We start from the raw sequence: 17,116 nt of genomic DNA, 5'->3' as shown, positions 1-17,116 counted from the left end.
AGAATCGAGAGGGGCCGTTCGTACGACACGGCGAAATCCCGATCGACCGAAGGCACCTGGTACCCGATGCCGCTCACCCTCGCCTCCCTCCTCCAGCACTCGGCGCTCAAGCTCAGCGTCCGGGCCGGGGAGGGCCGCCTCGACACCCCCGTGCGCTGGGCCCACGTCAGCGAGCTCGCCGACCCGGTCCCCTACATGGAGGGCGGCGAGCTGCTGCTCGTCACCGCCATGAAGCTGGACGCCGAGGACCCCGAGGAGATGCGCCGCTACGTGCGCCGCCTCGCGGCCGCCGGGGTGGTGGGTATCGGCTTCGCCGTCGGGGTGAACTACGAGGAGGTCCCGCAGGCGCTGGTCGACGCCGCCCGCGAGGAGGACCTGCCGCTGCTGGAGGTGCCCCGGCGCACTCCGTTCCTCGCGATCAGCAAGGCCGTCTCGGCGGCGCTGGCCGCCGACCAGTACCGGGCCGTCACCGCCGGCTTCGAGGCGCAGCGGGAGCTGACCCGGGCCGCGCTCTCCGCCGACGGCCCCGCCGACCTGCTGGCGAAGCTGGCGGCGCACGTGCACGGCTGGGCCGCGCTGTACGACACCTCGGGCGCGGTCGTCGCCGCCGCCCCCGACTGGGCCGCGCGCCGGGCCGCCCGGCTGACCCCCGACGTGGAGCGGCTGCGGGAGCGGCCCGCGCCCGCGAGCGCGGTGGTCGGCGGCTCCGAGGACCGGGTCGAGCTGCAGTCGCTGGGCACCGGACGCCGCGCCCGGGGCGCGCTGGCCGTCGGTACGGGGGCCCCGCTGGGCACCGCCGAGCGGTACGCGGTGCACTCCGCCGTGGCCCTGCTCACCCTCACCACCGAGCGCTCCCGGTCGCTGCACGAGGCGGAGTCCCGGCTCGGCGCGGCCGTGCTGCGGATGCTGCTGGAGGGGCAGGCCGAGCACGCCCGGGCGGTGGCCGGGGACCTGTACGGGGCCCTGCTGGAGGCGCCGTTCCGGATCATCGCCGCCGAGCCGGCGCTGCCGGGGACGGCCCAGCCGGAGGGGCTGGCGCTGCTGGCCGACGCGGTGGAGTCGGCGGCCGCCCGGACCGGGGAGACGCTGCTGGTGGTGCCGGAGGAGGGCCGGCTGGTGGTGCTCGCCGCCGACGGGGGCTCGGCGGTGCAGGCCTGCGCCGACCACGCGGAGGCGCTGGAGTCGCGGCGCGGCCGGGACGCGAGCGGCCCCGAGCCGGACGAACTGGTGGTCGGCCTGTCGGCGGCGGCCGGACCGGCGGGGGTGGCGGCCGCCCTCAAGCAGGCCGACCAGGCCCTCGCGGTGGCCCGGCGCAGGGGGCGGCCGCTGGTCGAGCACGAGGACCTCGCGGCGGGTTCCGTACTGCCGCTGCTGGCCGACGACGCGGTACGGGCCTTCGCGGACGGCACCCTGCGGGCGCTGCGCGAGCACGACGCGACCGGCCGGGGCGACCTGGTGGCCTCCCTCCAGGCCTGGCTCTCCCGCCACGGCCAGTGGGACGCGGCGGCGGCCGACCTGGGCGTGCACCGGCACACCCTGCGCTACCGGATGAAGCGGGTCGAGGAGATCCTCGGCCGCTCCCTGGACGACCCGGACGTGCGCATGGAACTGTGGCTGGCCCTGAAGGCGGCCTCCGCGACCCCGTAGCCCCCGCCTCCGCCCCGTGACGCACCGCGGCCGCACCCCGCGCACGGCCGGTCCCGGCCGCGACAGTGACAAAGCGGCGCAGGGCGGCCGGGCGGTGCTCCACCCCGGCTAAACACCGAAACCCCGGTCGAGTCCTACGGTGGTGGGGACAAGGACCCACCGCACACACTCGAAGGGCCGGGATTCGCATGACTTCCACCCACGCCTTCTGGCTCGCCGGCCGCCTGGCCACCGGCGAGGACAGCTTCGACGTCCACAACCCGTGGGACGGCCGCCTGGTCGGCACGGTCAGCGTGCCGACCGACGCGCAGGTCGAAGAGGCCGTGGCCGCGGCGCACGCCGTGACGGCGGAGTTCTCCGCGACGCCCGCCCACGTACGGGCCGCCGCCCTGGACCACGTGTCCAAGCGGCTCGCCGAGCGCACCGAGGAGATCGCCCAGCTGATCTCCGCCGAGAACGGCAAGCCCGTCAAGTGGGCCCGTGGTGAGGTCGGCCGTGCGGTGTCCGTGTTCCGCTTCGCCGCCGAAGAGGCCCGCCGGTTCAACGGCGGAGAGGCCCAGCGCCTGGACACCGACGCCGGCGGCGTCGGCCGCCTGGCCCTGACCCGCCGCTTCGTCAAGGGTCCCGTGCTCGGCATCGCGCCGTTCAACTTCCCGCTGAACCTGTGCGCCCACAAGGTGGCCCCGGCCATCGCCGTCGGCGCGCCGATCATCCTGAAGCCGGCCCCGGCCACCCCGCTCTCCGGTCTGATCCTGGGCGAGATCCTCGCCGAGACCGACCTGCCGGCCGGTTCCTGGTCGGTCCTGCCGGTCGCCAACGAGAAGATGCCGGCCCTGGTCAAGGACGAGCGCCTGCCCGTCATCTCCTTCACCGGCTCCGACACCGTCGGCTACGCCATCCAGCAGTCGGTGCCCCACAAGCACTGCACGCTGGAGCTCGGCGGCAACGCCGCGGCCGTGGTCCTCGCCGACTGGTCCTCCGAGGCCGACCTCGACTGGGCCGCGACCCGCATCGCGACCTTCTCGAACTACCAGGCCGGCCAGTCCTGCATCTCCGTGCAGCGCGTGATCGCCGACGCCTCCGTCTACGACCGCCTCGCCGAGAAGGTCGTCGCGAAGGTGCGGGCCCAGGTCACCGGCGACCCGTCCGACGACGCCACCGACGTCGGCCCGCTCGTCTCCGAGGACGCCGCCAAGCGCGTCGAGGCCTGGGTCGAGGAGGCCGTCGCGGCCGGCGCGAAGCTGCTCACGGGCGGTGGACGCGAAGGCGCCACCGTCGAGCCGACCGTCCTCGCGGAGGTCCCGGCCGGCGTGAAGCTCGCCACCGAAGAGGTCTTCGGCCCGGTCCTGACCCTGCTGCGCGTCGAGGACACCGACGAGGCCTTCGCCGCCGTCAACGCGTCGAAGTTCGGCCTGCAGACCGGCGTCTTCACCCGCGACGTCCAGGTGGCCTTCCGCGCCCACCGCGAGCTGGAGGTGGGCGGCGTGATCATCGGCGACGCCCCGTCCTACCGCGCCGACCAGATGCCGTACGGCGGCGTCAAGCAGTCCGGCGTGGGCCGCGAGGGCGTCCGCTACGCGATGGACGACTACACCTACGAGCGCGTCCTGGTCCTCACGGGCCTCGACATCTGACCTGCTCGTACGGTCCAGAGACCGACGGCCGGAGCCTACTGTGCGGGGGCTCCGGCCGTCTCCGTTTCCCGGGCTCGGCCGGGGCCTTCGCGGGGCGGCCGCGAAGGCACCCGACCGGACCTTTTCCCGCGGGCCCGAAACGGGTACGACTCCGGGGTAGCACCGACCGGCAGTCCCCCGATGCGGTGAGGTGAGCCCCGGATGTCAGCGACGCAGCCCGCACAGCCCGTACAGCCCAAGGTGACCGAGCGCGAGGCACGGCAGGTCGCCGAAGCGGCCCGGGAACAGGACTGGCGCAAGCCCAGCTTCGCCAAGGAGCTCTTCCTCGGGCGTTTCCGGCTCGACCTGATCCACCCCCACCCGCTCCCCGCCGACGAGGACGTCCGGCGCGGGGAGGCCTTCCTGGCCCGGCTGCGGGTGTTCTGCGAGAACGAGCTCGCCGGCGGCCTCGCCGCCCGCATCGAACGCGAAGCGCGGATCCCCGACGAGACGGTCCGCGGGCTGAAGGAGCTCGGCGCCCTCGGCATGAAGATCGGCACCGAGTACGGGGGCCTGGGCCTGACCCAGGTCTACTACAACAAGGCCCTCGCCCTCGTCGGCTCGGTCAGCCCCGCCATCGGCGCGCTGCTCTCCGCCCACCAGTCCATCGGCGTCCCGCAGCCCCTGAAGATGTTCGGCACGCAGGAACAGAAGGACACCTACCTGCCGCGCTGCGCCACCACCGCGATCAGCGCCTTCCTGCTCACCGAGCCCGACGTCGGCTCCGACCCGGCCCGACTCGCCACCACCGCCGTACCCGACGGCGAGGACGCGTACGTACTCGACGGCGTCAAGCTGTGGACCACCAACGGGGTCGTCGCCGACCTCCTCGTGGTCATGGCGCGGGTGCCCCGCAGCGAGGGCCACCGCGGCGGGATCACCGCCTTCGTGGTCGAGGCCGACTCACCGGGCATCACCGTCGAGCACCGCAACGCCTTCATGGGCCTGCGCGGTCTGGAGAACGGCGTCACCCGCCTGCACCGGGTCCGGGTGCCCGCCGCGCAGCGCATCGGCGCCGAGGGGGCAGGCCTCAAGATCGCGCTGACCACCCTCAACACCGGACGGCTGTCGCTGCCCGCCATGTGCGTCGGGGCCGGCAAGTGGTGCCTGAAGATCGCCCGCGAGTGGAGCGGCGTACGCGAGCAGTGGGGCCGGCCGGTCGCCCGGCACGAGGCCGTCGGCGCCAAGATCTCCTTCATCGCGGCCACCACCTTCGCCCTCGAAGCGGTCGTCGACCTCGCCTCCCAGATGGCCGACGAGGACCGCAACGACATCCGCATCGAGGCCGCCCTCGCCAAGCTCTACGGTTCCGAGATGGCCTGGCTGATGGCCGACGAACTGGTCCAGATCCGCGGCGGCCGCGGCTTCGAGACCGCCGAGTCGCTCGCCGCGCGCGGCGAGCGCGCCGTGCCCGCCGAGCAGATGCTCCGCGACCTGCGCATCAACCGGATCTTCGAAGGCTCGACGGAGATCATGCACCTGCTGATCGCCCGCGAGGCCGTCGACGCCCACCTCTCCGTCGCCGGGGACCTCATCGACCCCGACAAGGCCCTCGCCGACAAGGCGAAGGCGGGCGCCCGCGCGACCGGCTTCTACGCCCGCTGGCTGCCCAAGCTGGCCACCGGCCCGGGCCAGGTGCCCGGCACCTACCGCGAGTTCCACCCCGCCGGCCACCCCGACCTCGCCACCCACCTGCGCTACGTCGAGCGCGGCGCCCGCAAACTCGCCCGCTCCACCTTCCTCGCGATGGCCCGCTGGCAGGGCCGCATGGAGACCAAGCAGGGCTTCCTCGGGCGGATCGTCGACATCGGCGCCGAACTCTTCGCCATGAGCGCGGCCTGCGTCCGCGCCGAGCACCTGCGCGCCACCGGTGAGCACGGCCGCGAGGCCTACCAGCTCGCCGACGCCTTCTGCCGCCAGTCCCGGCTGCGCGTCGAGGAGCTCTTCGGCCGGCTGTGGGCCAACACCGACGACCTCGACCGCAAGGTCGTCGAAGGCGTCCTCGGCGGCACCTACACCTGGCTGGAGGAGGGCGTCCTCGACCCCTCGGGCGACGGCCCATGGATCGCGGACGCCGCCCCCGGCCCCTCCCCGCACGAAAACGTGCACCGCCCGCTGCGCTGACCTGCGATCATCGCCGCACCAGGGGAAAGCGGACGGACGTACGAGCGGTACGGAGCACGGCATGGACGAACAGCGGGACAGCAGACGGCGGGCCTGGTGCGTGGCGCTGGTGCTGCGCCACGCACCCCAGCACATCGCCGCGGACCTGCTCCGGCGGCTCGATCCGGCCACCCGCGACTACCTCTGCCGCGACGAACGCCTGCCCGCGTCCGCGGTGACCCTCCTCGTGCGCGACGGGACCGCCCGCGACCGCCACTTCGTCGCCCGCAACCCCTACGTGCGCGGCCGCCCGCTGCCCGGACTGCCCGGCTCCGCCCGCTACGCGGCCCGCCGCACCCCGCACGCGCTCCTGCCGCTGCTGCGCGCCCGGCTCGGCCGGGACCCGGCGGACGCCCCGCCGGACGCGGGGGAACTCATCGGCCTGCTCCGGGCCCACGGCACGCACCGCCCCAGGGTGCCGCTCGACATCCTCGCGCTCGGCCCCGCCCCCGACCCGGAGCCGCTGGCCGCCGCCCATCTGCGCCGCCCGCTGCCGCCCGGGGCGGTGGAGGCCCTGCTGCTGCGCGGGGAACTGCCCCGCGAGACCGTGCGCACCCTGCTGGGAACCGCCGGCGCCGCCGCGTACGGGAGGAACTGGCACCGGCCGGCCGTCCGCGCCGTCCGGATGGGCCTGCTCACCCCGGCCGAGCTGGCCGGCTGCCTCGCCCCCGCCCACCGGACCCTGCTGCTCTGCCGGCTCACCGGGGTCCGCGGCCTGCGCTGGAACCTGTCCGAACAGGCCGAGCTGCGCGCCGCGGCCGCCCGGGAGCTGGCCCCGCTGGGGGACGACCCGCGGCTGTGGGCCGAACTGCTGCGACAGGCCCCGGCCTTCCCCGGAACGCTGGGCGCCCTCGCGCACGGCGTCGCGCACGGCGCCCTGCCCGGGCCGCCGCCGGGACCGCCGCCGCCCGGCCTCGCCGAGGCGGTCCGCGCGCTGGCCCCCGCACCGGTGGAGGCGGTCGGGGAGGTGGAGCGCGAGCTGGCCCTGGCCAGCCTCGCCGTGCCCATGGAGACCGTCGAGGAGGACATCCGCTGGGTGCGCGACTGCCTGGACCGCGGGCTCCTCACCGGCGCCGACGTCATCCGGCACAAGCTGCCCGCCTGCTGGGCCCTGGACGAGGACCACTGGCTCGGCGACGTCGACCACCCCGACCGCTACGACCGCCCCGAGGCCGTGCTGGCCGCGCGCGCCGAGGCCGGCCGGCTGTTCGCGCTGGCCCTCGGGCAGGACGCGGACGCCTGGTGGCGGGTGGCCCGGACCCTGCCGGACTTCGCCGGAACGCTCCCGCACCTGCTGCTGCGCGTCACGGACGGGGACTCCGTGTCCAAGCGCCCCTGAGTTGCGGCAACAATGGGGGGCATGAGCGACAGTCCAGCCCCCCTCGCCGACCCGCACCTCATCTTCGACGCCGCGGCCGGCCGCCGGGACATCGTCATCCTCGGGTCGACCGGGTCCATCGGCACCCAGGCGATCGACCTCGCCCTGCGCAACCCCGACCGCTTCCGGGTCACCGCGCTGTCCGCCGCCGGCGGCCGCGTGGCGCTGCTGGCCGAGCAGGCCCGGCTGCTGCGCGTCAAGACGGTGGCGGTCGCCCGCGAGGACGTCGTACCGGCCCTCAAGGAGGCGCTCGGCGCCGAGTACGGGCCCGGCGAGCCGCTGCCCGAGATCCTGGCCGGACCCGACGCAGCGGCGGAACTCGCCGCATCCGAGTGCCACACCGTCCTCAACGGCATCACCGGCTCCATCGGCCTCGCGCCCACCCTCGCCGCGCTGCGCGCCGGCCGGACCCTGGCCCTGGCCAACAAGGAGTCGCTGATCGTCGGCGGCCCGCTGGTCAAGGCCCTCGCGAAGCCCGGGCAGATCGTCCCCGTGGACTCCGAGCACGCGGCGCTCTTCCAGGCCCTCGCCGCGGGCACCCGGGCCGACGTGCGCAAGCTCGTCGTGACCGCCTCCGGCGGGCCCTTCCGCGGCCGCACCCGCGCGGAGCTGGCCTCCGTAACGGTCCAGGACGCCCTCGCGCACCCGACCTGGGCCATGGGCCCGGTGATCACGGTGAACTCGTCGACGCTGGTGAACAAGGGCCTGGAGGTCATCGAGGCGCACCTGCTCTACGACATCCCCTTCGACCGGATCGAGGTCGTCGTCCACCCGCAGTCCTACGTGCACTCCATGGTCGAGTTCACGGACGGCTCCACCCTCGCCCAGGCCACCCCGCCGGACATGGGCGGGCCCATCGCGATCGGTCTGGGCTGGCCCCAGCGGGTCCCGGACGCGGCCCCCTCCTTCGACTGGAGCAAGGCCTCGACCTGGGAGTTCTTCCCGCTGGACACGGAGGCCTTCCCCTCGGTCGGGCTGGCCCGCCACGTCGGCGCCCTGGGCGGCACGGCGCCCGCCGTCTTCAATGCGGCGAACGAGGAGTGCGTGGAGGCCTTCCTGGCCGGTCGGCTGCCGTTCACAGCAATCATGGATACCGTCTCTGCCGTGGTCGACGAGCACGGGACGCCGGAATCGGGAACTTCCCTGACGGTGGCGGACGTCCTCGAAGCGGAGACCTGGGCCAGGGCCCGGGCACGGGAGATGGCGGCGCGGGCCGCCGTGGAGGCGGGCGCATGACGCTGGTGCTGAACCTGATCGGGGTGCTCGTCTTCGTCGGCGGGCTGCTCTTCTCCATCGCCTGGCACGAGCTCGGCCACCTCTCCACGGCCAAGCTCTTCGGCATCCGCGTGCCCCAGTACATGGTCGGCTTCGGCAAGACCATCTGGTCGCGCAAGAAGGGCGACACGGAGTACGGGCTCAAGGCCATCCCGATGGGCGGCTACATCCGCATGATCGGGATGTTCCCGCCCGGCGAGGACGGCAAGGTCACCGCGCGATCGACCTCGCCGTTCCGCTCCATGATCGAGGACGCCCGCTCGGCGGCGTACGAGGAGCTCCAGCCGGGGGACGAGACCCGGCTGTTCTACACGCGCAAGCCGTGGAAGCGCGTGATCGTGATGTTCGCGGGCCCCTTCATGAACCTGGTGCTCGCCCTGGCGCTCTTCTTCGGCGTCTGGATGACCTTCGGGATCAACCGCACGACGACCCAGATCTCCGGCGTCTCGCCCTGCGTCATCCAGCAGAGCGAGAACCGCGAGGTCTGCAAGAGCACCGACCCGGTGGCCCCGGCCAAGCAGGCCGGCCTGCGGGCGGACGACCGGATCGTCGCCTTCGACGGGCGCCCCGTCACCGACTGGGCCACCCTCCAGAAGAAGATCCGCGACACCATCGGAGCGGCCACCCTCACCGTCGTGCGCGACGGGCAGCGGGTCACCGTCCCCGTGAATCTGATCGAGAACCGGGTCGCCAAGACCGACGGGCACGGCGGCTACGTCAAGGGCGAGTACGTGACGGCGGGCTGGCTCGGCTTCAGCCCGAAGACCGAGATCGCGGCCCTGTCCTTCGGCGAGTCCGTCGACCACATGGGCGAGATCGTCGACGGCAGCATCCAGGGCCTGGTCAAGCTCCCCGCCAAGATCCCCGCCCTGTGGAACGCGGCCTTCGACGGCGCCGAGCGCGAGCCCGACTCCCCGATGGGCATCGTCGGAGCCGCCCGCATGAGCGGCGACATCGCCGCCCTCGACCTGCCGGGCGAGCAGAAGTTCTCGATCCTGCTCAACGTCCTCGGCATGTTCAACCTGTCCCTGTTCCTGTTCAACATGCTGCCCCTGCTGCCGCTGGACGGCGGACACGTCGCCGGCGCCCTGTGGGAGTCGCTGCGCCGCGGCGTCGCCAAGCTCTTCCGGCGCGCCGACCCCGGCCCCTTCGACGTGGCCAGGCTGATGCCCGCCGCCTACGTGGTGGCCGGAGTCTTCGTCTGCTTCACGCTGCTGGTCCTCGTGGCGGACGTGGTGAACCCGATCAAGATCACTTAGCCCCCGCGCCGGGTACACGACGCACACGGGAGCCGGGCACGCATCGTGCCCGGCTCCCTACGTTCGAGTGGCGCACCCCCTCGGATGCGGGGGGAGCGCGCTGATTGGCGTAATCTCGAAGACTGGAGCCCGCCGATCTCGGGACCTCGATCCACACCTTGGGGTAGCACAGCAGATGACTGCCATCTCTCTCGGAATTCCGTCCGTACCCACGAAGCTTGCCGACCGCAGGGTCAGCCGCAAGATCCAGGTCGGTTCCGTGGCCGTCGGTGGAGACGCACAGATCTCGGTGCAGTCGATGACCACCACCCGCACCTCCGACATCGGCGCCACGCTCCAGCAGATCGCCGAGCTGACCGCCGCCGGCTGCAACATCGTCCGTGTCGCATGCCCGACCCAGGACGACGCCGACGCACTGGCCGTCATCGCGAAGAAGTCGCAGATCCCGGTCATCGCCGACATCCACTTCCAGCCGAAGTACGTGTTCGCCGCGATCGAGGCCGGCTGCGCCGCCGTCCGCGTGAACCCCGGCAACATCAAGCAGTTCGACGACAAGGTCAAGGAGATCGCGCGGGCCGCCAAGGACACCGGCACCCCGATCCGCATCGGCGTCAACGCCGGCTCCCTCGACGCGCGCCTGCTCAAGAAGTACGGCAAGGCCACCCCCGAGGCGCTGGTCGAGTCCGCGCTGTGGGAGGCCTCCCTCTTCGAGGAGCACGGCTTCGGAGACATCAAGATCTCCGTCAAGCACAACGACCCCGTCGTCATGGTCAACGCCTACCGCCAGCTCGCCGCGGCCTGCGACTACCCCCTGCACCTGGGCGTGACCGAGGCCGGCCCCGCCTTCCAGGGCACCATCAAGTCCGCCGTGGCCTTCGGCGCGCTGCTCTCCGAGGGCATCGGCGACACCATCCGCGTCTCCCTGTCCGCGCCGCCGGTCGAGGAGGTCAAGGTCGGCAACCAGATCCTGGAGTCGCTGAACCTCAAGCCCCGCCGCCTGGAGATCGTCTCCTGCCCCTCCTGCGGCCGCGCCCAGGTCGACGTCTACAAGCTGGCCGAGGAGGTCACGGCGGGCCTGGAGGGCATGGAGGTCCCGCTGCGCGTCGCGGTCATGGGCTGCGTCGTCAACGGCCCCGGCGAAGCCCGTGAGGCCGACCTCGGCGTCGCCTCCGGCAACGGCAAGGGCCAGATCTTCGTGAAGGGCGAGGTCATCAAGACCGTCCCCGAGTCGAAGATCGTCGAGACCCTCATCGAAGAGGCGCTGAAGATCGCCGAGCAGATGGAGCGGGACGGGGTCGCCTCCGGCGAGCCCACCGTCGCCATCGGGGTCTGAGCGACCCGGATCCGGACAGCACGGCCCCGGCCCCGTTCCCGCAGTTCGGGGGCGGGGCCGGAGCCTTTTCGTGACCCGTGGGGCAGGGCATCCGCAGGCGACGCCGGGTACAGTGCGGAGATCAGCAGACTTGCATGGTGAGGCCCCAGTGTTGACGCAGACCACCACCCGGGTCCTTGAGCCCAGTGATCTCGACGCCGCGCTCGACATCCTCGGACGCGAGCCGGTCGAGAACGCCTTCGTCACCTCCCGGGTCCAGGTCGCCGGGCTCGACCCGTGGCGCCTGGGCGGGGAGATGTGGGGCTGGTACGCCGACGGCGAGCTCCGTTCCCTGTGCTACGCGGGCGCCAACCTGGTCCCCGTGTGCGCCGGACCCGACGCCGTCCGCGCCTTCGCCGACCGGGCCCGGCGCACCGGCCGCCGCTGCTCCTCCATCGTCGGCCCCGCCGAGGCCACCCGGCTGCTGTGGAAGCTCCTGGAACCCAGCTGGGGCCCGGCCCGCGACGTCCGCGCCCACCAGCCGCTCATGGTCACCGAGCAGCCCTCCGCCGCCATCGGCGCCGATCCGCTGGTCCGCCGCGTCCGCAAGGACGAGATGGACCAGATCATGCCCGCCTGCGTGGCCATGTTCACCGAAGAGGTCGGCATCTCCCCGCTCGCCGCCGACGGCGGCCTGCTCTACCAGGCCCGCGTCGCCGAGCTCGTCGGCACCGGCCGCTCCTTCGCCCGCATCGAGAACGGCAAGGTCGTCTTCAAGGCCGAGATCGGCGCCGCCACCCCGCGCGCCTGCCAGATCCAGGGCGTCTGGGTGGACCCCGAGTTCCGCGGCCGCGGGTACTCCGAGAGCGGCATGGCCGCCGTCGTCGCGTACGCCCTGCGCGACGTGGCGCCGATCGTCAGCCTCTACGTCAACGACTTCAACACCGCCGCCCGCGCCGCCTACCGGCGGGTCGGCTTCCGTGAGGTCGGCGCCTTCATGAGCGTGCTGTTCTGACGATCCCTCCCGCCCCCCGCCCCGCCGCCCGCGCCGCGGCCCGGCTTTCCCCGCCCGGGCCGTACCGGAGCGGCACTACCCCGCAGTAAGGTCGCCGCATGCTGCCTACCCCCGGGGGCGACGACCCCGTACGGCCCGCCGGACTCCGCATCGGGCGCCTCGACCTCGTCGGCCGCGTGGACGAGGCCCTGCGCGTCCAGGCCGTGGCCTTCGGGCTCAGCGAGGAGGAGGTCGGCATCCGGCGCTACATCGTCCAGCGCCACATGACCTGCCCCGGCGCCCGCGCGCTCGGCGCCTACACCGACGACGGGGCCCTCGCCGGCTTCGTCTACGGCATGCCCAACGACCGCGCCCACTGGTGGTCCACCATCGTCGAGCCCCACCTGCGCGCCGACGGCGCCGACCACTGGCTCGACGGCTCCTTCGTGATCACCGAACTGCACGTCCACCCCGGCTTCCAGGGCCGCGGCGTCGGCCGCGCCCTCATCACCCGGATCACCGACACCGCCGCGGAACCCCGCTCGATCCTCTCCGCCATCGACACCGACAGCCCGGCCCGCGGCCTGTACGCGGCCCTCGGCTACCGGGATCTGGCCCGCCGCGTCCACTTCCCGAGCGCGAGCCTGCCGTACGCCGTCATGGGCGCCCCGCTGCCGCTCCTGCGGCCCTGAATCCGGTTCCGGGCGCCGCACGGCCCCGGCTAGGCTCCCGGCATGTCAACGCAACACGTGCAGCGCATGTCCCGCCTCATGGCCAAGACCCTCCGCGAGGACCCGGCCGACGCCGAGACCCTCAGCCACCGCCTGCTGGTGCGGGCCGGCTACGTCCGCCGCAGCTCCGCCGGGGTGTGGACCTGGCTGCCGCTCGGCAAGCGGGTCCTGGACAACGTCTCGCGCATCGTCCGCGAGGAGATGGACGCCATCGGGGCGCAGGAGGTGCTGCTCCCGGCGCTGCTGCCGAAGGAGCCGTACGAGGTCAGCGGCCGCTGGTCCGAGTACGGCGACCTGCTGTTCCGGCTGAAGGACCGCAAGGGCGCCGACTACCTGCTCGGCCCCACCCACGAGGAGATCTTCACCCTCGTCGTGAAGGACCAGTGCACGTCCTACAAGGACCTGCCGGTCATGCTCTACCAGATCCAGACCAAGTACCGCGACGAGGCCCGGCCCCGTTCCGGAGTACTGCGCGGGCGCGAGTTCCAGATGAAGGACTCCTACTCCTTCGACGTCTCCGACGAGGGGCTGGCGGAGTCCTACCGCCTCCACCGCGAGGCCTACGTCCGCATCTTCGAGCGCCTCGGCCTGGACCACCGGATCGTCTCCGCGGTGTCCGGGGCGATGGGCGGCTCGGCGTCCGAGGAGTTCCTCGCCCCGGCCGCGGCGGGCGAGGACACCTTCGTGGACTGCCCTTCCTGCGACTACGCCGCCAACACCGAGGCCGTCACCTTCGCGGCGGCCCCCGTCACCGCCGGACACCCGGCGATCGAGGAGGTGGACACCCCCGACACCCCCACCATCGAAACGCTGGCGGCGTACCTGGGCGTCCCCGCCTCCGCGACCCTGAAGAACCTCCTCGTCAAGGTCGACGGCGAGATCACCGCCGTCGGCGTGCCCGGCGACCGGGAGGTGGACCTCGGCAAGCTCGGCGAGCACCTGGCCCCCGCCGTGGTCGAGCTGGTCACCGCCGAAGACTTCGCCGACCGCCCCGACCTGGTACGCGGCTACGTGGGCCCGCAGGGACTCGACAAGGTGCCGTACATCGCCGACCCCCGCATCGCGCCGGGCACGTCCTGGGTGACCGGGGCCAACAAGCCCGGCACGCACGCCCGCAACGTGGTCTGCGGCCGGGACTTCGAGGTCGACCGCCACCTGGACGTGGTCGTCGTCGAGCCGGGCGACCCCTGCCCCGCCTGCGGGAGCGGTCTGCGCCTGGACCGGGCCATCGAGATCGGCCACATCTTCCAGCTCGGCCGCAAGTACGCCGACGCCTTCGGGCTGGACGTGCTCGGCAAGGAGGGCAAGCCCGTCCGGGTCACCATGGGCTCCTACGGCATCGGCGTCTCCCGCGCCGTGGCCGCTCTCGCCGAACAGAGCGCCGACGAGCGGGGCCTGTGCTGGCCCGCCGCCGTGGCCCCGGCCGACGTGCACGTGGTGGCGGCGGGCAAGGCCGTCCCGCTGGCCCTCGCCGAGGAGGCCGCGCAGGCCCTGGCGGACGCCGGGCAGCGGGTCCTGCTCGACGACCGGCCCGGGCTCTCCCCGGGCGTGAAGCTCACCGACGCGGAACTGATCGGGGTGCCCTGGATCCTGGTCGCGGGCCGCCGCTCCGCCGACGGCGTGGTCGAACTCCAGGACCGCGCCGCCGGCACCCGCGAGGAACTCCCCCTGGCCGAGGCCCTGTCCCGGCTGACCGCCCGGGCCTGACCCGTACGCCGCTACGCCGCCCGCCCCTCCGGCTCCACCGGGGGCGGCGGGGGCGGCGGGGGCAACGCCGGGCCGCCCGGGGCGAGTTCCGGCGGGCCCGGCTCCGCGGCCGGCTGCGCCGGAGCGGCCGCCCCGGGCACTGCCGGTGCGGGGGCGGCGCGCTCCAGGAAGCGCAGCAGCTCCACCGGGAACGGCAGCACCAGCGTGGAGTTCTTCTCCGCCGCCACCGCCACCACCGTCTGGAGCAGCCGCAGTTGCAGGGCGGCCGGCTGCTCCGACATCACCGCCGCCGCCTCCGCCAGCTTCTTCGAGGCCTGCAGCTCCGCGTCCGCGTTGATCACGCGGGCCCGCCGCTCGCGGTCCGCCTCCGCCTGCCGGGCCATCGACCGCTTCATCGTCTCCGGCAGCGACACGTCCTTGATCTCCACCCGGTCGATCTGCACGCCCCAGCCCACTGCCGGACTGTCGATCATCAGCTCCAGCCCCTGGTTGAGCTGCTCCCGGTTGGACAGCAGATCGTCCAGGTCGCTCTTGCCGATGATCGAGCGCAGCGAGGTCTGCGCCATCTGGGAAACCGCGAACCGGTAGTCCTCGACCTCGATGACCGCGCTCGCCGCGTCCACGACCTTGAAGTACACGACCGCGTCCACCCGCACCGTGACGTTGTCCCGGGTGATGCCCTCCTGGGCCGGCACCGGCATCGTCACGATCTGCATGTTCACCTTGCGCAGCCGGTCCGCGAACGGCACCACCATCGTGAACCCGGGGCCGCGCACGCCCTCGCGCAGCCGCCCGAAGCGCAGCACCACGCCCCGTTCGTACTGCTTCACCACCCGGGCCGCGGCCCCCAGGTACACCGCCGCGCCCGCGGCAGCCGCGATTCCCGCTGTCAGCAGCTCTTCGACCATGACGGCCCCCTGCCGGACATACACCTCTTACCTACGGTATGCCCTACAACCAGGCCGCGAACTCCAGCAGCAGCTCCGCGTCCCGGCGCCGCCCGGCGGCCAGCGCCCGCACCCCGGACTCCACCGCCCGGAACACCGTCCAGCCCCGCAGCCGGTCGCGGTCCACCTCCAGCGAGTCCGCGAGCCGGTTCACCCGCCGCCGGGCCCCCGCTGCCCCCGCCGAGGTCGCCACCTGGTCCTCCAGCCGGTCCCTGACCAGCCGGGCCAGGTCGTAGGCCCGCTCGCCGACCAGCGGCTCCGGGCCCACCGTCAGCCACGGCGCCCGCTCGCCGGCCAGCACCTTGCCCTGCCGGAAGTTCCCGTGCAGCAGCAGCTCCTCGCCCGGCAGCGCCGTCAGCTCCGCGCGCAGGGCCAGCGCCGTGTCCGCGAGCGCGCGCACCTCGGGGGGCGCCGCGCGCAGCGCCCCGCCCTGGCGCTCCGTGTGCGCGGCCACCGTCTCGAAGGGGTGCTCCGCCGGCGGCTCCACCCACAGCCGCCGCAGCGTGCCGCAGGCCTCCAGCAGGGCCTTGGCGTCCGGCAGCGAGCGCAGCGACACCTCCGGGTGCAGGCGCTCCAGCAGCACCCCGCCGTCGGCCTCGTGGTGGCGCGAGTCGAGGACCCGTACGGATCCGAAACCGCCCCAGTGGGCGAGCGCGGCCAGCTCCCGGTCCGGCCGGGCCCCCGGCGGCGCCAGCTTCAGGGCGGCCGGGGTGCCGTCGGCGTACCGGACGAGGAGCACCAGGCTGCTGCGGCCGCCCGGGGCCTGGACCCGCTGGGCCACGACCTCGCGCCGCTCCAGCGCCTCCTCGGCGAGCCCGGGCAACCGCCCCAGCCAGTCGGTGTCCTGCGCCGTCGCCGGCAGCTCCCCGAGCGCCCGTACGAGCCGCTGAGGCGGTTCGAAAGCCATGCGTGCGTGGTCCCTTTCAGCTGGTCGGGGCTCGGTCGGAGCGTTCAGCGAGCCCAGGGAAGGCTACGCCGACACCCCGCCAGCGTGCCGCGCGCACGGCCGCGGCGCTGAGTGCGTCGGCCGCCTCGCGGCGCAACTGGCCGTCCGCCGCCCGGACCAGATCGGAATAGGCCCCCGCCACCCGGTCCTCGATCACCGCGGCCAGCCGCTCCGTGTCGTCGGGGGTGCGCAGCTCGAACGGCAGGGCGTACGCGGCCTCGGCGGCCACGGGCGCGCCGCCGAGCTCGCGCACCTTGCGGGTGAGCGCGTCGCGCCGCGCCAGGTGGCTGCCGTACGCCTCGCGGGCCTCGGTCGCGCGCTCCGCCGCCACCCGGGCGCCGATCACGCCGTACCCGTACGCGGCCGCGTGCTCGGCGGCCAGGGCGGCCTGGGCGGCCTGCAGCGAGCGGCCGGCGGGGGAGGGTTCGGGCTTCACGAGGCGGCTCCGGGGTTCGTGGTCAGCAGGTACGCGTGGACGGCGCCGCAGGCCGCGACGGAGGCCAGCATCCGGGCCAGCTCCCCGGGCGCCCCGGCCAGCGCGATGGTCCGGGCCTGCGACAGGCTCCGCTCGGCGTCGGCGAGCGCGCTCAGCGCCTCGGCGGGCTGCGGCGGGACGGCGTCCCGGGCGGCCGCCGACGCCCCGGACGGCGCGGGGGCCGGAGCCGACGCCGACGCCGAGGGGGAGGGGGAGCTCCCGCCGCCGGCGGGCTCCGCGAGGGCCAGGGCCGGCGAGTGCGCCGCGACGGCCGCGCGCAGCGGCGCGAGGCGCTCCGCCAGGGCGGGGTGCGCGGCGGCGGTGGCGTCGTAACGTTCCAGCAGCCGTGCGGTGTCACGAACGGCGTCCTCCCGCATCCGCCGTTCGAGTGGTACGCCGCTGCCGGCGCCGGCGGAGTCACCGCCACCGGTGCACCCGGTGAGCAGGGCGGCCCCGGCCGCTCCGGCGGCTCCGGCGAGCAGGCTCCTTCGCGAGGGCCTCACGGGCAGGGTCCAGGGCACGGCGCCGTCCTCGGGGTGGTGTCGGGGCAGGGTGTGATCACGGTACCCGGGGGCCCCGTCCACGGCGCGGACGGCAACACCCTCCGCG

General features: G+C 74.0%; 14 protein-coding genes. 10 read left to right on the top strand and 4 right to left on the bottom strand.

From position 1 onward, the window contains the following. Positions 1-66 precede the first annotated feature (66 nt). The 10 genes from ACGFXC_RS16225 (at position 67) to ACGFXC_RS16180 (ending at position 14,139) form a co-directional block, all read left to right on the top strand. Entirely contained in the window at positions 67-1,647 is a 1,581-nt protein-coding gene (locus tag ACGFXC_RS16225; protein WP_393713263.1) for a PucR family transcriptional regulator, read from the top strand. A gap of 188 nt (positions 1,648-1,835) precedes the next feature. After that, positions 1,836-3,281 (top strand): aldehyde dehydrogenase family protein, encoded by a 1,446-nt coding sequence (locus ACGFXC_RS16220; RefSeq protein ID WP_393713262.1) that lies wholly within the window; start codon positions 1,836-1,838, stop codon positions 3,279-3,281. A 201-nt stretch (positions 3,282-3,482) separates the two neighbouring features. Beyond that, positions 3,483-5,444, top strand: a complete 1,962-nt coding sequence (locus ACGFXC_RS16215; protein ID WP_393713260.1) for an acyl-CoA dehydrogenase family protein — start codon at positions 3,483-3,485, stop codon at positions 5,442-5,444. Positions 5,445-5,505: 61 nt separating this feature from the next. Next, positions 5,506-6,822: a hypothetical protein gene (locus ACGFXC_RS16210; RefSeq protein WP_393713259.1), complete on the top strand. Its 1,317-nt coding sequence runs from the start codon at positions 5,506-5,508 to the stop codon at positions 6,820-6,822. A gap of 12 nt (positions 6,823-6,834) precedes the next feature. Continuing rightward, positions 6,835-8,097 carry a 1-deoxy-D-xylulose-5-phosphate reductoisomerase gene (gene dxr, locus ACGFXC_RS16205; RefSeq protein ID WP_393713257.1) on the top strand — a complete coding sequence of 421 codons (1,263 nt, stop codon included), beginning with the start codon at positions 6,835-6,837 and terminating at the stop codon, positions 8,095-8,097. After that, complete coding sequence (locus ACGFXC_RS16200; RefSeq protein ID WP_393713255.1) at positions 8,094-9,395, top strand: M50 family metallopeptidase; 1,302 nt, start codon at positions 8,094-8,096, stop codon at positions 9,393-9,395. Before dxr ends, ACGFXC_RS16200 begins: the two co-directional genes overlap by 4 nt. A 175-nt stretch (positions 9,396-9,570) precedes the next feature. After that, the gene (gene ispG / locus ACGFXC_RS16195; protein ID WP_351818388.1) at positions 9,571-10,728 is read left to right on the top strand and encodes a flavodoxin-dependent (E)-4-hydroxy-3-methylbut-2-enyl-diphosphate synthase; all 1,158 of its coding nucleotides are present in this window, start codon (positions 9,571-9,573) and stop codon (positions 10,726-10,728) included. A gap of 148 nt (positions 10,729-10,876) precedes the next feature. Further along, complete coding sequence (locus ACGFXC_RS16190) at positions 10,877-11,722, top strand: GNAT family N-acetyltransferase (protein ID WP_393713253.1); 846 nt, start codon at positions 10,877-10,879, stop codon at positions 11,720-11,722. A gap of 98 nt (positions 11,723-11,820) precedes the next feature. After that, positions 11,821-12,393, top strand: coding sequence for a GNAT family N-acetyltransferase (locus ACGFXC_RS16185; RefSeq protein ID WP_393713252.1), 573 nt, complete (start codon positions 11,821-11,823; stop codon positions 12,391-12,393). Positions 12,394-12,435: 42 nt separating this feature from the next. Next, complete coding sequence (locus tag ACGFXC_RS16180) at positions 12,436-14,139, top strand: proline--tRNA ligase (protein WP_393713250.1); 1,704 nt, start codon at positions 12,436-12,438, stop codon at positions 14,137-14,139. A gap of 11 nt (positions 14,140-14,150) precedes the next feature. Here ACGFXC_RS16180 and ACGFXC_RS16175 read toward each other — a convergent pair whose 3' ends face one another. From ACGFXC_RS16175 to ACGFXC_RS16160, 4 genes are read right to left on the bottom strand one after another with little or no spacing between them, the layout of a single operon-like run. After that, positions 14,151-15,047: a slipin family protein gene (locus ACGFXC_RS16175; protein ID WP_393713248.1), complete on the bottom strand. Its 897-nt coding sequence runs from the start codon at positions 15,045-15,047 to the stop codon at positions 14,151-14,153. Between the two features lie 43 nt (positions 15,048-15,090). Beyond that, positions 15,091-15,993 (bottom strand): aminoglycoside phosphotransferase family protein, encoded by a 903-nt coding sequence (locus ACGFXC_RS16170; RefSeq protein WP_393713246.1) that lies wholly within the window; start codon positions 15,991-15,993, stop codon positions 15,091-15,093. A 16-nt stretch (positions 15,994-16,009) separates the two neighbouring features. Next, positions 16,010-16,468: a DUF4439 domain-containing protein gene (locus ACGFXC_RS16165; RefSeq protein ID WP_393713244.1), complete on the bottom strand. Its 459-nt coding sequence runs from the start codon at positions 16,466-16,468 to the stop codon at positions 16,010-16,012. Next, complete coding sequence (locus ACGFXC_RS16160) at positions 16,465-17,028, bottom strand: hypothetical protein (protein ID WP_393713242.1); 564 nt, start codon at positions 17,026-17,028, stop codon at positions 16,465-16,467. Before ACGFXC_RS16160 ends, ACGFXC_RS16165 begins: the two co-directional genes overlap by 4 nt. Positions 17,029-17,116 lie beyond the last annotated feature (88 nt).

This window comes from Streptomyces sp. NPDC048507 (genome assembly GCF_043199995.1).
Lineage (GTDB): Bacteria > Actinomycetota > Actinomycetes > Streptomycetales > Streptomycetaceae > Streptomyces.
This window is presented reverse-complemented; position numbering and strand designations above follow the sequence as displayed.